Origin of the sequence: Mycobacterium palustre (assembly GCF_002101785.1) — a bacterium.
Classification (GTDB): domain Bacteria; phylum Actinomycetota; class Actinomycetes; order Mycobacteriales; family Mycobacteriaceae; genus Mycobacterium; species Mycobacterium palustre.
Map to the genome: position 1 here is coordinate 1 of NZ_LQPJ01000078.1, position 13,724 is coordinate 13,724.

The following is a 13,724-nucleotide window of genomic DNA, read 5'->3' on the forward strand; positions in this document are numbered from 1 at the left end:
ACACTCAACGCCGCCACAGCGCACTCAGCGGCCTACCACCCATCAGCCGCCTGTAACCAACGTTATGGCCGGGTACAGCTAGGCCTCTTCCATGGCCTCGCCGAGCTCCTCGAGCAGCCGGTTGTGGTGGTTGGCCGCCAGGAAGTGGCCGGCGCCGATGACGAGGGCGACGGGCCAGTCGATGAGCTCGAGTGCGGCCAGCGCGGCCAGGCCGCCGAAGTACGCGAGCTGCTCCGGGCGCGGGATCTCCAGCTGCCCCAGCACCGGCACGTTCACCACGAACGTCTCGCCCTCACGGACCTTCTGCACCGCCTCGCGCTGCGAGGTCCCCCTGCGCGTCTTCTTTTCCGCCATCATTTGCCTTTCGGTAACGAGGGGTTTGCCGCCCCGCCGGGTACTGAGCTCAACGTCGGGCTTATGTCGCGCATGTCGACGACCGACTACGCGGACTTGCGAGCCGATCCGCTGGCTTCGTCGATCGCTTTCGTGCTGCGGGTGCCGCTGATTGAACTTTATGCGCTGCTGTGGCGGGTCGGGGTGCTGGAGATTCGGCCGGCTCCGGCTCGGGCGGCGGCCTGTTCGGCATGCCCCAACCGTCGGAAACCCGGTTCAGCACGGCAATCGCGACCGTCGCCCCGGCGGCGGCACCCAGCGCCTGTCCCCAGCCGACCGGACCCAGCGGAGTGCAGCCGAGCAGCTGGCTGACCACCGGGATGCTGATCAGCGTGCCTATCGCCGCCAGCGAACCCGCCGCGGTCAGCACGACCAGCGGTGCGCGCGAATCCAGCAGGGTCTGACCCAGCTCGGCGCCCACCAGCGCCACCAGCGCCACGGTCGAGGCCCGCTGCGGGCGGCCGGTGACGCTGGCCATGCCCCACGCCACCGTCGTCGCGGCGGCGGTGGTGACCCCGCGAATGGCCACCGCCCGCCACAGCGCGGGCTGATCCGGGCCGCGCAGGCCGGGGTTCACCGGGGCGCTGGGCTCGCTGACCGCCAGGGCGGCGGCGGGCAGCGCGTCGGTCATCATGTTCACCAGCAACAGCTGCCGGGTGTTCAGCGGTGAGGTGCCGGTGATCGCGCTGCCGATGATGGCGAACAGCACCTCGCCGGCATTACCGCCGAGCAGCACCGACACCGCGGCCTGGACGCGCTGCCATAGCTGGCGACCCTCCGCGATGGCCTGGACCAGCGCCTCGATGCGCGCGTCCACCAGCACCACGTCGGCCGCCATGTGGGCCGGGTCGCTGCCGCCGGCTACCACGCCGATGCCCACGGTGGCGGCCCGGATGGCGGCGGCGTCGTTGGAGCCGTCGCCGACCATCGCGCACAGCACCCCGGCGCCCTCGAGTGTCTGCACGACCTGGACCTTGTTCTCCGGCGTCATCCGGGCGAAGATCACCCGCTCGGTGACCACACGCTCCTGGTCCTTGCGCGACATCGAGTCCCACTCGGCGCCGCTGATCACCTGCCCGGCGGTCACCGGCAGGCCCAGCTCGCGGGCGATGGCCAGGGCGGTGATCGGATGGTCGCCGGTGATCAGCTTCACGCCGACCCCCTGCTCCCGCAGGTTCGCGAGCAGCCCGACGGCTTCCGGGCGCGGGGTGTCGGACAAACCGAGGAACCCGGTCAGCGCCAGCCCGTCGCGGCAGAACCGCACGATGTCGTCCGGGTCGTCCCGGACCGCTTGCGCCTGCCGGGGGGTCAGCCGGCGGCGCGCCACCGCGATCACGCGCAGCCCGTCGGCGGCCAGTTCGGCGACCGAATCCTCGATGTTCGGGCCCACGCCGTCGCACGCGGCGAGCACCACCTCGGGTGCGCCCTTGACGGTCAGCTCGGTGCCGGTGACCGACGCCGAAAACGACCTGCCGGACCGGAACGGGAGGTGCGCGTCCGCCTCGTCGGTGGGCTCCGAGCCGTTCAGCGCCGCCGCGGCGGCCTCGACGATGGCGACGTCGGTGGCGTGCGCCTGCGGGCCGCCGTTGGCCGCCGGCGCCGCGTGCGCGGCGCAGCGCAGCACCTCCTCGCGCGAGAGCCCCGGCGCCGGCCGGACCTGCGCCACCCGCAGGCGGTTCTCGCTCAGCGTCCCGGTCTTGTCGAAGCAGACGACGTCGATGCGGCCGAGCGCTTCCACCGAACGCGGAACGCGAACCAGCGCGCCGAACTTGGTCAGCCGCCGCGCCGACGCCGACTGCGCGAGCGTCGCCACCAGCGGCATCCCTTCCGGCACGGCGGCGACGGCGATGGCGATGCCGCTGGCCACCGCCTGGCGCAAGCCCGCGCCGCGCAGCATGCCCAGCGCGCCGACCAACGCCCCGCCGGTCATGCTGACCGGGAAAGCGCGGTTGGTGAGCTGGCTGAGCTGATGCTGCAGCCCGACGTCGGAGGACAGGTCGCCGGACACCAGCTCGGCGGCCCGGCGCTCCTGGGTGTCGGCGCCGACGGCGGTCACGATGGCGACGGCGGTGCCCGCCACCACCGTCGTGCCGGCGTAGAGCATGCAGCGACGCTCGGCCAGCTCGGCACCGGGCGTCGCCTCCACCTGCTTCTCCACCGACAGCGACTCCCCGGTGAGCGTCGACTCGTCAACCTCGACGTCGACCTCCTCGACGATCCGGGCGTCGGCGGGCACCACCTCGTGGGTCCGGACCTCGATGACGTCGCCGGGCCGCAGTTGCGCGGCGATCACGTCGGTGTACGTGCGCTCGCCGTCGGGCCCCGTCTCCACGAGCCGGGCCGGCGGGATCTGCTGCTCGAGCAGGCGGTTCAGCCGGTTCTCGGCGCGCAGCCGCTGGCTGGCCGCCAGGAACGAGTTCCCGGTCAGCACCGAGAAGACCAGCACCGCGTCGACGGGCGAGCCGAGCACCGCGCTGGCCACCGACCCGAGCGCCAGCACCGGGGTCAGCGGGTCGGTCAGCTCGGCGCGGACGGCCTTGAGCAGCTGCCACACCGCGTTCGGCGGCGTTTCGGGCTGCTGCGCGGCGCGGCAGTCCGGCTGCCCGTCCGAGCTGGGCCGGGGCAGGGCCCGGCGGACCTGCTCGACCGACATCGCGTGCCACTCGTGCACGGCCGCCGGGCGGGGCGCGTCGGCGCCCAGCACCCCGCGGGCCAACAGGTAGCCGGACAGCATGCCCGCCGCGGCGCCGGTGGTCACCGGCCCCGGGCCCAGCCCGCGGACGCCGGGGATCATCAGCAGCGACCCCATGGCCGTCGCGCCGGCCGATATCCCGATGCCCCGCTCGGTGGCGGCCTTGGCGGCCGGCAGCGCGCGCAACACCCGCCACGCGGCCGACAGGTCGGGCAGCAGCAGGTCGGCGCACCACGGCGGGCCGGCGCCGGGCCGCATTACCCCAAGCGCCACGTCGGCCGACGAGATCGCTTGCGCCCCAGACGAAGTCAGCACGGCGACGGTGCGTCCCGCCGCTTGCAGGCCGGTCACCGCCCGGGCCAGGGCGTCGTCGATGGAGCCGTTTTCGACGGGGGTCGACTCGTCGAACGCCGGACGCAACTCGCCCAGCAGGTCGACGTCGACCGAGACCAGCTCGGCGCCCGAGCGATGCGCCTCGGCCACCACGGCCGACGCCAGCGGATCGTGGGCCGGGCGGAACAGCGCCTGCACGTCGGAATCCGGGACGCTCGGCGAGATCCCGGGCACCCGGTGCCAGCCCGGCCGTTGGCCATTGTTCTCCAGCACCAGCTGCGCGCGGTTCCACGCCGCGGACAGCTCCCGCTCGTCGGCGCCGCGGATGCGCGCCACCCGCAGGCCGCTGGTGCACAACACCCTGGGGTCGATCACGATCGCGTCGACGCGGTCCAAGCGGCGCAGCGCGTCCGGGCGCAGCGCCAGCACCGCGTGCCGGTCCGCCAAGCCGCGCCCCAGCGCCGCGGCGAACGCCTCCGGTGTGGTGCGGGTGGCCTTCGGCGCGGTCACCAGCACCGCGGTCGCGGCCATGTTCAGGTTGCGGGTGGTGACGCCGACCAGCCCGGCGCCGAGCGCCTGGATCAGCGCGAAACGGCCGGCGTGGCGCTCCATGGGCCGCGACCGGGGTGGTCGCGGCGGCGCCGCCTCGGACCGCGGTTGGTCGGCGTGCCGGGCCAGTTCGGGTTCGTGTTCGCGCCACGCCCGGGCCTCGGCGCGGCATTCGGCGGCCCTCAGCGCCTGCATCGCCAGGCCCACGCCCAGCGACGCCGGGGACTGGGTGACGGCCTCGGCGGCCGCCATGGCCAGCGTCATCACGGTGTCGGTCGCGGGCCCGCCGATGCGGTCCTCCAGTTGGCGCCGCAGCCACGGTTGGTATTCGACCGCCGCCACGCCCGCCTGCAGGGCGATCGGCAACCGCGGCCAGCGCAACACGCGCCCGGCGACGGCGAAGCCCAGGCCGGCGGCGTTGGCGGCGAGGGTCACGGCCCTTCTCGCCACCACCACGCCGTCGCCGGGCAGCTCGGTCGCCGTTGCCATGGCCCTTGTGTCGCAACGCTTTTCGGCGTCTTCGACGATGCGGCACAGCTGGAGCAGGGAGGTGCCCGGCCCGTCGAGGCCGACGACCACGCGAGACAGCGGGTAGTTCAGGGTCGCCGAGGAGACGCCGGGGTGGGCGAGCAGCGCGGCGCGCACGGCGTCGCCGAGCGCTTCACCTTCGCCGGCGTGATCGAGGCCGCGCACCTCGATCCAGGCGCGGCTCTCGCCGCGCCAGCAGCGCCGGCCGAGCGTTTCGGCGGGGAGGTCGCCGGTGAGCGCCCGGGCGCCTTCGCGCAGCGGTATCGCCGCGATGTGCAACGCCTCTTGTGCGAGCGCCCGCAGGGGCATCGACCGGGGTAGCGACGGGACGATGCTCAAGGGCTGCTCAAAAGGTCTCGTTTAGTTGTTGGCGCGCAACCTAATTGGTGCTGCGCAAGGTGGCGGAGCCGGCCCGCCGCCCCGAGGTCTTCTTGGCCGTCGACTTGCTCGCCGACTTCTGCGGCGCCGCCTTCTTGGTCGCCGGCGCCGACGGTGCCGAGGGTGTTGAGGGCACCGGCGTCAGGCTCGCCTTCGCCGACGTGGGCGTTGCGGGCTTGTGCTGTATCCGATGCAGCAACAGCGCGCCACCGCCGACGGCCAGCAGCACCGGCCACTCGATCAGGCCGGCGACCCCCAGCGCGCCCAACGCCAGGGCCGCCGCCGGCGTCGAGTGGCTGCCGCTGCTGACGCCGCGCTTGATGCCCTCCGCGGCGCCGGTGATGCCGCCGACGACCCCGTTGACGGCGGCGCCGCCGACCGCGCCCGCGGCCGCTGTGGTCGCGTCCGCCGCGCGACCCACGGTCCTGCTCACGTTCCGGACTGCACCGCCTACGACACTCATGATGATGACTCCTAGGACTACGCGCTCTCACTGGGAACCGCGTTGGCAACATGTATACCCGTTGAACGCACGGTTAGCAGCAACAACGAATCTGTCTCTGCACCTCTCTGGGAAAGCCTGCCACGTTACAATCCCGCGTACAACGCGGAGCTCCCCGTTTCGGGGGTGCAGATCAACCCGCGATGCGGCTCACATTCGGCTCACATCGATCAGCACCGGCGCGTGATCGCTCGGCGCCTTGCCCTTGCGCTCGTCGCGGACGATCTGCGCGCCGGTCACCCGCCTCGCCAGCGCCGGCGACGCGAGGATGAAGTCGATGCGCATGCCGCGCCCCTTCTGGAACCGCAGCTGGGTGTAGTCCCAATAGGTGTAGACCCCGGGACCCGGAGTGAAAGGCCTTACCACGTCGGCGAACTGCGCGTCGACGATCGCGTCGAACGCGCGGCGTTCCGGCTCGGAGACGTGCGTGGCCCCGGCGTAGTAGTCGGTGCTCCAGACGTCCTCGTCCTTGGGGGCGATGTTCCAGTCGCCGACCAGCGCGATCTGGGCCGCGGGGTCGTCGCGCAGCCACCCGGCCGCCGTATCACGCAGCGCGGCAAGCCATTTCAATTTGTACTCGTAGTGTGGATCGCCCACCGCGCGGCCGTTGGGCACGTAGAGGCTCCACACCCGGATGCCGCCGCAGGTGGCCCCCAGCGCTCGGGCCTCCGCGGTGGCGGCGACGTCGGGCTTGCTGCTCCACGTGGGCTGCCCTTCGAAGCCGACTTCGACGTCGTCGAGCCCCACGCGGGAGGCGATGGCCACGCCGTTCCACTGGTTGAAGCCGACGTGTGCGACCTCGTAGCCCCGCTCGAGAAACGGCAGCGCCGGAAACTGGCCATCGGAACACTTCGTCTCCTGCATGGCCAGCACGTCGACCTCGGCGCGGGCCAACCAGTCGACGACGCGGTCCAGGCGGGTGCGGATCGAGTTCACGTTCCAGGTCGCCAGCCGCAGGCTCGCAGTGGGCATGGCTAGACGGTATCCACCGACCGGGCCGTGACGTAGCGGCGCCGGTGGTGTGGCCGGAAGCCCAGCGAATCGGCGAGCGCGATCGCGGCGGCGTCGTCGTCACCGACCCCCACATACGCGCGGGTCGCGCCGCGGCCGGCCCCCCAGGCCAGCAGGGCCCACCCGTCGGCCGCGTCGCGCACCGCCGAAAGGCCCACCCATCGCGTGCCGTCGGGGGAGTCCGTTACCGCCGCGCGCCGGCCCCCGTCCCCCGGCCGCGACGCGGGGGTGACGCGCGACACGTCGCGCACCAGCACCCGTTCGGTGCGCTCGGCCGCCGCGCCGGGCGGCAGCGACAGCAGCCGGTCCGGAATGGCCAGCCGCGGCGTCATGTCGCGCCGCCGGTACCAGTCGACGATCGCCGGGATCGCGGTTGGGTCAGCCGAAACATCCAGGGGCATCGCCGAATTGGTGGCCGGCCCGGCCCCCGGTTCGGCCCGCAGCAGCCAGCCGTCGACCCAGGTCCGTTCGGCGCCGGGCCACGCCGCCGCGGCCGCGTGCTCGAGCGCGCGGATCTGCGAGGCGCGGATCGGGGCGTCGGTCAGCGCCCGCACCGCGACGACGTCGGCGGGCGCGATCTCGACCACGGCCGCCGTTTTGGTGCGCACCCGGACCACCGGGTCGATTTCGAGCAGGTGGCCGACCGCGTCGGTCAGGGGCGGGACCGCACCGGGGGGCCGGCGGTAGCGAACCGTCACCCGCGTTCCCGGGTCGGGCCACGAGACCATCAGTGCCCGAACGGGTCCGGCCCCTCGCCGGGCAGCCACGACAGTCCCGGCACGCCCCAGCCGTGCGCTTTGACGGCCCGTTTCGCGCTGCGGGCGTAGCGGCCGATCAGCCGGTCCAGGTACAAAAAGCCGTCCAGGTGCCCCGTCTCGTGCTGCAGCATCCGCGCGAACAGCCCGGTGCCCTCGATGCTGACCGGACCGCCGTCGGCGTCCAGCCCGGTGACCCGCGCCCACTTCGCGCGGCCGGTGGGGAACGACTCGCCGGGGACCGACAGGCAACCCTCTTCGTCGTCGCCGGGGTCGGGCATGGTCTCGGGAACCTCCGAGGTTTCCAGCACCGGGTTGATCACCACGCCGCGGCGGCGGTCGGTCAGCCCGCGGTCCTCGGCGCAGTCGTAGACGAAGAGACGCAGCCCGTATCCGATTTGGTTGGCGGCCAGGCCCACCCCGTGCGCGGCGTCCATCGTCTCGTACATGGTGGCGATCAGCTCCGGCAGGTCGGCCGGCAGCGAGCCGTCGGCGGCGACGGGCACCGGCGTCGTCGGGGTGTGCAGGACGGGATCTCCCACGATGCGAATGGGTACGACTGCCATGGTCGGCTAGCTTATGCGGGGTTTCGCGGGTGGGCGCCCGCGACCGTAGCGCCACTGCGATTTCTCCCGGGATTTGTCGCCGTGCCGTTGCGCTCGCGACGACGTGCGCCGAAGCTGGGCAATCTCACCAAGTCGGCCGACTCGCGGGTCTGGATTACGGGTTGAGGGTTCGCGGCGTGGTTCAATATTCGCCGAAACATGCCCCTATGTAAGTCAAGTCATTCGAGTACTTCGAGTATCTCCGGAAGGGTCCAGGGGAAGCGATATGGACAGCGCCATGGCGCGGGCAAATCGATCGGGGGACGACTCTGAAATCGCCGATGGGCTCACCCGCCGTGAACACGACATCCTGGCGTTCGAGCGCCAGTGGTGGAAATACGCCGGGGTGAAGGAAGACGCCATCAAGGAACTGTTTTCGATGTCGGCGACACGCTACTACCAGGTGCTCAACGCGCTCGTGGATCGGCCCGAGGCGCTGGCCGCGGACCCGATGCTGGTGAAGCGGCTGCGGCGGCTGCGCGCCAGCCGCCAGAAGGCGCGCGCGGCGCGGCGCCTGGGCTTCGAGGTGACCTGACTCGCTACAGTGGGGCTCGATGAAAGAGCGCGTCCCCGACTCGACCGGGCTTCCCCTGCGGGCCATGGTGATGGTGCTGTTGTTCCTCGGCGTCATCTTCCTGCTGCTGGGATGGCAGGCGCTGAGCTCTTCGGGGAAGTCCGACGACGACTCGACGTCGGCGGGCTCGGCCGTCACCACCAGCGCGCCGGCCGCGTCGACGAGCAGCAAGGCCCCGGCCAACCAGGCCGAGGTGCGCATCTACAACATCTCGTCGAAAGAGGGCGTCGCCGCGCGCACCAAGGACCAGCTCACCTCCGCCGGTTTCAAGGTGACCGACGTCGGCAACCTGTCGCTGTCCGAGGTCTCGGCCACCACCGTGTACTACACGGACGCCGACGACGAGCACGCCACGGCCGACGCGGTGGGCCAGAAGCTCGGGGCGCCCGTCCAACCGCGGATTCCGGCGCTCAACGGTCAGCCGCCCGGTGTCATCGTGCTCGTGACGGGCTGAGCGGGCTAGGCTTCCGCTATGCCTAAGCACCGTACCGTCGCCGCCGCCGCCGTGTCCGCAATCTTCGTGGTGGGTGGGTGCTCGTCGCCGCAACACGCCTCGACGAGCCCGGGCACCACGCCGGCGGTGTGGACGGGATCCAGCGCGCCGTCGGCGGCGTCGGGCGCCGAGGGCGGGCAGGGTGGCCGGCCCGTGGCCACGCCGTCGGCGCGCACCATCACCACGCTGCTCAAGGCGCCCGACGGCACCGAGGTCGCGACCGCGAAGCTGGAATTCGGCAACGGCTACGCCACCGTCACGATCGCCACCAGCGGCGCCGGTCACCTCTCGCCCGGGTTCCACGGCGTGCACATCCACAAGGTCGGCAAGTGCGAGCCCAACTCGGTGGCTCCGACCGGCGGCGCGCCCGGCGACTTCCTGTCCGCCGGTGGGCATTTCCAGGCGCCCGGGCACTCCGGCGAGCCCGCCAGCGGCGACCTGACCTCGCTGCAGGTGCGCAAGGACGGGACGGGCACGCTGGTCACCACCACCGACGCCTTCGCGATGGAAGACCTGACCAGCGGCGAGAAGACCGCGATCATCATTCACGCCGGCGCCGACAACTTCGCCAACATCCCGTCGGACCGCTACAACCAGACCAACGGAACACCGGGCCCCGACGAGACGACGATGACGACCGGTGACGCCGGCAAGCGGGTGGCGTGCGGTGTCATCGGCGCCGGCTAGCCGGGCGAAAGCCCGCATCGACTTCGCGCCCTCGCCGCGGCCGACGATCGGCGTGGAATGGGAATTCGCGCTCGTCGACGCCCAGACCCGCGACCTGAGCAACGAGGCCACCGCCGTGATCGCCGAGATCGGCGAAAACCCGCGCGTGCACAAGGAATTGCTGCGCAACACCGTCGAGGTGGTCAGCGGCATCTGCGACTGCACCGCCCAGGCCATGGAGGACTTGCGCGAGACGCTGCGCCCGGCGCGCAAGGTAGTGCGGGCCCGCGGCATGGAGCTGTTCTGCGCCGGCGCCCACCCGTTCGCCCGGTGGTCGGCCCAAAAGCTCACCGACGCACCGCGTTACGCCGAGCTGATCAAACGCACCCAGTGGTGGGGCCGGCAGATGCTGATCTGGGGCGTGCACGTGCACGTCGGGATCTCCTCGGCCAACAAGGTGATGCCCATCATGACGTCGCTGTTGAAGTACTACCCGCACCTGCTGGCGCTGTCGGCCTCGTCGCCCTGGTGGGTCGGCGAAGACACCGGGTATGCCAGCAACCGCGCGATGATGTTCCAGCAGCTGCCGACCGCCGGATTGCCCTTTCACTTTCAGCGATGGTCGGAGTTCGAAGGCTTCGTCTACGACCAGAAAAAGACCGGCATCATCGATCACATCGACGAAATACGTTGGGACATAAGGCCGTCACCGCACCTGGGCACTCTCGAGGTGCGGGTCTGCGACGGCGTGTCCAATTTGCGCGAGCTCGGGGCGCTGGTCGCGTTGACGCACTGCCTGGTGGTCGACCTGGACCGGCGGCTGGATGCGGGCCAGACGCTGCCGACGATGCCGCCCTGGCACGTGCAGGAAAACAAGTGGCGCGCGGCGCGTTACGGCCTGGACGCGGTGATCATCCTGGACGCCGACAGCAACGAGCGGCTGGTCACCGACGACCTCGTCGACGTGCTCGACCGGATGGAGCCGGTCGCCGAGTCCCTGCACTGCGCCGACGAGCTGCGCGCGGTGGCCGACATCTGGGCCGACGGCGCCTCGTATCAGCGGCAGCGGCGGGTGGCCGAGGAACACGACGGCGACCTGCGCGCGGTCGTCGACGCGCTGGTGGGCGAGCTGGACGTCTAGAACAATGGCGGAACCCGAACCCGTTGAGCTGCCGATGTTTCCGCTCGAGTCGGCGTTACTGCCCCACGAAGACCTGCCGCTACGCATCTTCGAACCCCGCTACGGCGCGCTGGTGCGGCGCTGCGTCGAGGGCGGCGAGCCCTTCGGGGTGGTGCTGATCGCCGCCGGTCGCGAGGTGGGCGGCGGCGACTCGCGTTGCGATGTCGGCGTCCTGTCCAAGATCGACGAGTACGCCGACCTCGGCGCGGGCCGATACGTGTTGCGCTGCCGCACCGGCGAGCGGATCCGGGTGTCACGGTGGCTGCCCGACGACCCGTACCCGCGCGCGACGGTGACCGTGTGGCCCGACGAGCCGGGGGAGCCGGTGCGCCCCGCGCAGCTGCGTGAGCTCGAGGAGCGGGTGCTGGCCCTGTTCGAGCGGATCGCGGCGGCCCGCGGCGCCACGTTGCCGGGACGCGACGCGCTGCTGGGCCCGGGCGACGAAACCGATGCGGGACAACGCCTTTACGCGTTGGCGTCGCGCATCCCGATCGGCGCGGCCGACCGCTACGCCGTGCTGTCGGCGCCGTCGGCGGCCGCGCGGCTGAGCGCGCTCGGCGAGGCCGTCGACGCGGTCGCCGACATGGTGGAGTTCCAGCTTTCCGAATAGGAGGCGATGCTATTGAGCGCCGACGTGACGGTCGACATCGACGGGGGCGTGGCCGTGCTCACGCTCAATCGTCCCGCGCATCTCAACGCCTACACCGCCGAGATGGGCCGGCTGTTGAGCCGGGCCTACCGCGACTGCGACGGCGACGACGGCGTCCGCGCCATCGTGGTGACCGGGGCCGGGGCCGCCTTCTGCGTCGGGGCGGACTTCTCGGGCAACGTCTCGCCGTTCGACGCCCCGGCCGACGGCGGTGGGTTCTCCGCCTCGCCGATCGACCCGGCCGCCTTCGAATTGCGCAAGCCGGTGATCGCCGCGCTCAACGGCCACGCCATCGGCATCGGGTTGACCATCGCCTTGCAGGCCGACATCCGCGTCGTCGCCGACGACGCCAAATACGGTGTGGTGCAAGTGCGCCGGGGCGTGATCCCGGATTGCATGTCGCACTGGACGCTGGCGCACCTCGCCACGCTCGGCGTGGCCGCCGAGCTCCTGCTGACCGGGCGCACCTTCACCGGGGCGGAGGCGGTGGCGCTCGGTGTCGCCAACCGGGCGCTGCCCGCCGAGCGGGTGCTCGACCACGCGGTGGAGACGGCCCGCGACATCGCGGCCCACGTCGCCCCGATGTCGGCCGCCCTGTGCAAGCGGCTGCTGTGGGACAGCGCGATCAACGGCTACACCCCGCGGCAGGTCGCAGCGCTGGAAACCCGGCTGCACCAGCGTGTGATGGGCACCGCCGACGCCCGCGAGGGGGTCAGCGCGTTCCTGGACCGGCGGCCGCCGCGATTTCGCTCGCGGTTGTCCGCCGACTGGACCGAGCTGCCCGCGCCGTGACCGAACACCGAGGCCGCGAGCGGCCGCTCGTTATCCGGCCCGATCGTCGCCCGCGACGGTGGTGAGCAGCCGCGCATCCGGGGCAGCCAGTACGTCAGGGCGAAGCCGACGGCCATCGGGATCGCCGACAAGACGTAGATCCAGCGCCAGTTCAAAAAGTCGACGGCCAGCCCGCCCAGCAGCGGGCCCACCGCGAAGGCGCTGCTGGTCCAGGCCGTCCAGGACCCGATCGCCGCGGGCCGACGCGGGCTGTCAAACGACGAGTTGATCAGGGCCAGCGATCCGGGCACCAGAAAGGCGCCGCCCAGCCCCTGGACGAGGCGCCCGCCGACCAGCATCGCCGGGGTGCCCGCGGTGGCCGCGAGCATCGAGCCGGCACCGAAAGCCGCCAGCCCGAAGCGCATCACCGGTATTCGCCCGAACAGATCGGAGATGGCCCCGCCCGGCAGAACCGTGGCCGCCACCGCGAGCAGGTAGCCGTCGACCACCCATTGCTGCGTGCACATGCCCCCGCCGACGTCGCGCGCCGTGGCCGGCAACGCCAGGTTCACCACGGTGCCGTCGAGGAACGCGACCGTCGACACCATGATCGCCACCGTCATCACCCGCGTCGTCGGCGCGACGTCGCTAAATCGCACCAGCGATGCACGCGGCGCCGCGTTGTTCATGGGCTCTGCTCCTTGCAAGTGCCGGATCGGATCGAGCCCATTCGGGCCAGGCGCTATTTAGTAGCCGACCGGGTTACACCTGGTCCGACGTCCGTGACCGACAAACGGTTCACGCGATCAGCGGTGGGCCATCCGGGCGGGGCCGCGGCGGGCGCTGCGTTCCACCATTCGGGGTGCCACGGCCCGATGCAGTGGGCCGACAACCGCCCAGACGGCCCGGGCGACAATCGGGTGAACATAATGCAGGCGGGTGGTGAGTGCGGCCCGGCCGTTTTCGAATCGCAGCGCCAGCTGACCGCGCATGAGCGGCCCGCACGCCGCCAGCACGAGCTCCTCGCGATCCGAACGCACGACCGACCAGCCGAACATGTGGTCCCGCGTGGAATGCGGGGCCAGGCGAAACCTCAGTAGGTGACGGTGGATCCACAACACGAGGCTTCCGCGGGCGCGCGGGCCGCCCAGCCCGTCGCGGAACGCTTGCTCGGCAGTGCGCGAATCGCCTTGCGGGATCGGGACTTCGAAGACGTCGGTGTAATCGGCATCGGTCTCGCCGGTTTGTCCCCGCGCGGCGAGCGCCGTCGCCGCGACGCGTTTGAGCATCCTGCGCACCACGATTCGGTGTGCTCCGGTTCCGATCACCAGTGCGCGATAGACCTTGCCGTGCGGGCCCGGGAAGGCCGCCCAGGTCTGGGCGCGCAGCCGGGTGCGGTGCGCCGAGTCGCCATCCAATTCGAACACCAGCCGGTAGGCGGCGAACGGGTGCCGGCCCTTGAGCCCGAACCGCTCGGGTCGGCGCGCCTCGTCGAGGACGAAACCGGCGGGGACGGTGGACGGGTCGCGCGGGTCGCGGCACATCACCCGCACCAGCGCCGTCCACGTGTCTTCGCGGTTCGAGGTGACGGTTATGGCATGCTCATCAATATAGGGCAATCGTTCCATATAGAAGGACTGTACTA

The 13,724-nt window shown here is 71.7% G+C and carries 13 protein-coding genes and 2 pseudogenes; 7 read left to right on the top strand and 8 right to left on the bottom strand.

Annotated elements, in window-relative coordinates; genetic code table 11:
• Nucleotides 1-78 precede the first annotated feature (78 nt).
• Nucleotides 79-354, bottom strand: coding sequence for a hypothetical protein (locus AWC19_RS07810; RefSeq protein WP_142281073.1), 276 nt, complete (start codon nt 352-354; stop codon nt 79-81).
• A gap of 72 nt (nt 355-426) precedes the next feature.
• Between AWC19_RS07810 and AWC19_RS30450 the strand changes: the two genes are divergently transcribed.
• Nucleotides 427-705: an Rv1535 domain-containing protein gene (locus AWC19_RS30450; protein WP_245848831.1), complete on the top strand. Its 279-nt coding sequence runs from the start codon at nt 427-429 to the stop codon at nt 703-705.
• Here AWC19_RS30450 and AWC19_RS31380 read toward each other — a convergent pair.
• The 5 genes and pseudogenes from AWC19_RS31380 to AWC19_RS07835 all read right to left on the bottom strand — a co-directional run.
• A pseudogene (locus AWC19_RS31380) lies at nt 671-4,804 on the bottom strand (HAD-IC family P-type ATPase); the annotation flags it as partial. The gene AWC19_RS30450 and the pseudogene AWC19_RS31380 sit on opposite strands and share 35 nt — an antisense overlap.
• Nucleotides 4,805-4,874: 70 nt before the next feature.
• Entirely contained in the window at nt 4,875-5,336 is a 462-nt protein-coding gene (locus AWC19_RS07820; RefSeq protein WP_085077493.1) for a hypothetical protein, read from the bottom strand.
• 189 nt (nt 5,337-5,525) lie between these two features.
• Nucleotides 5,526-6,332, bottom strand: a complete 807-nt coding sequence (locus AWC19_RS07825) for an exodeoxyribonuclease III (protein ID WP_211284880.1) — start codon at nt 6,330-6,332, stop codon at nt 5,526-5,528.
• Nucleotides 6,333-6,349: 17 nt separating this feature from the next.
• Nucleotides 6,350-7,114 carry a GNAT family N-acetyltransferase, cg3035/Rv0428c family gene (locus tag AWC19_RS07830; protein WP_085077495.1) on the bottom strand — a complete coding sequence of 255 codons (765 nt, stop codon included), beginning with the start codon at nt 7,112-7,114 and terminating at the stop codon, nt 6,350-6,352.
• Entirely contained in the window at nt 7,114-7,707 is a 594-nt protein-coding gene (locus AWC19_RS07835) for a peptide deformylase (protein WP_085077496.1), read from the bottom strand. The genes AWC19_RS07830 and AWC19_RS07835 overlap by 1 nt, the downstream gene beginning before the upstream one ends.
• Nucleotides 7,708-7,972: 265 nt before the next feature.
• Here AWC19_RS07835 and napA point away from each other — a divergent pair, with 265 nt between their 5' ends.
• Genes napA through AWC19_RS07865 form a run of 6 tightly spaced genes read left to right on the top strand, consistent with a single transcriptional unit; the run spans nt 7,973 to nt 12,100 of the window.
• Nucleotides 7,973-8,281, top strand: a complete 309-nt coding sequence (napA, locus tag AWC19_RS07840; protein WP_085077497.1) for a nucleoid-associated protein NapA — start codon at nt 7,973-7,975, stop codon at nt 8,279-8,281.
• A 19-nt stretch (nt 8,282-8,300) separates the two neighbouring features.
• Entirely contained in the window at nt 8,301-8,774 is a 474-nt protein-coding gene (locus AWC19_RS07845) for a LytR C-terminal domain-containing protein (RefSeq protein ID WP_085077498.1), read from the top strand.
• A gap of 18 nt (nt 8,775-8,792) precedes the next feature.
• Nucleotides 8,793-9,500, top strand: a complete 708-nt coding sequence (gene sodC / locus AWC19_RS07850; RefSeq protein ID WP_085077499.1) for a superoxide dismutase[Cu-Zn] — start codon at nt 8,793-8,795, stop codon at nt 9,498-9,500.
• Entirely contained in the window at nt 9,481-10,620 is a 1,140-nt protein-coding gene (locus AWC19_RS07855; protein ID WP_085077500.1) for a glutamate--cysteine ligase, read from the top strand. Before sodC ends, AWC19_RS07855 begins: the two co-directional genes overlap by 20 nt.
• A 4-nt stretch (nt 10,621-10,624) precedes the next feature.
• A complete protein-coding gene (locus tag AWC19_RS07860) occupies nt 10,625-11,269 on the top strand; it encodes an LON peptidase substrate-binding domain-containing protein (protein ID WP_085077501.1) in 645 nt (214 codons plus the stop codon).
• 6 nt (nt 11,270-11,275) lie between these two features.
• A complete protein-coding gene (locus AWC19_RS07865) occupies nt 11,276-12,100 on the top strand; it encodes an enoyl-CoA hydratase-related protein (protein WP_372508529.1) in 825 nt (274 codons plus the stop codon).
• 50 nt (nt 12,101-12,150) lie between these two features.
• Here AWC19_RS07865 and AWC19_RS07870 read toward each other — a convergent pair.
• Nucleotides 12,151-12,768: pseudogene (locus tag AWC19_RS07870) on the bottom strand (MFS transporter); the annotation flags it as partial.
• A 117-nt stretch (nt 12,769-12,885) separates the two neighbouring features.
• The gene (locus AWC19_RS07875) at nt 12,886-13,707 is read right to left on the bottom strand and encodes a DUF2867 domain-containing protein (protein WP_085077502.1); all 822 of its coding nucleotides are present in this window, start codon (nt 13,705-13,707) and stop codon (nt 12,886-12,888) included.
• Nucleotides 13,708-13,724 lie beyond the last annotated feature (17 nt).

Coding starts and splice junctions, on each gene's coding strand:
- napA (WP_085077497.1), top strand. CDS start 7,973: ATGGACAGCGCCATGGCGCGGGCAAATCGATCGGGGGACGACTCTGAA.
- AWC19_RS30450 (WP_245848831.1), top strand. CDS start 427: ATGTCGACGACCGACTACGCGGACTTGCGAGCCGATCCGCTGGCTTCG.
- AWC19_RS07865 (WP_372508529.1), top strand. CDS start 11,276: ATGCTATTGAGCGCCGACGTGACGGTCGACATCGACGGGGGCGTGGCC.
- sodC (WP_085077499.1), top strand. CDS start 8,793: ATGCCTAAGCACCGTACCGTCGCCGCCGCCGCCGTGTCCGCAATCTTC.
- AWC19_RS07845 (WP_085077498.1), top strand. CDS start 8,301: ATGAAAGAGCGCGTCCCCGACTCGACCGGGCTTCCCCTGCGGGCCATG.
- AWC19_RS07835 (WP_085077496.1), bottom strand. CDS start 7,707: ATGGCAGTCGTACCCATTCGCATCGTGGGAGATCCCGTCCTGCACACC.
- AWC19_RS07830 (WP_085077495.1), bottom strand. CDS start 7,114: ATGGTCTCGTGGCCCGACCCGGGAACGCGGGTGACGGTTCGCTACCGC.
- AWC19_RS07820 (WP_085077493.1), bottom strand. CDS start 5,336: ATGAGTGTCGTAGGCGGTGCAGTCCGGAACGTGAGCAGGACCGTGGGT.
- AWC19_RS07810 (WP_142281073.1), bottom strand. CDS start 354: ATGGCGGAAAAGAAGACGCGCAGGGGGACCTCGCAGCGCGAGGCGGTG.
- AWC19_RS07860 (WP_085077501.1), top strand. CDS start 10,625: ATGGCGGAACCCGAACCCGTTGAGCTGCCGATGTTTCCGCTCGAGTCG.
- AWC19_RS07875 (WP_085077502.1), bottom strand. CDS start 13,707: ATGGAACGATTGCCCTATATTGATGAGCATGCCATAACCGTCACCTCG.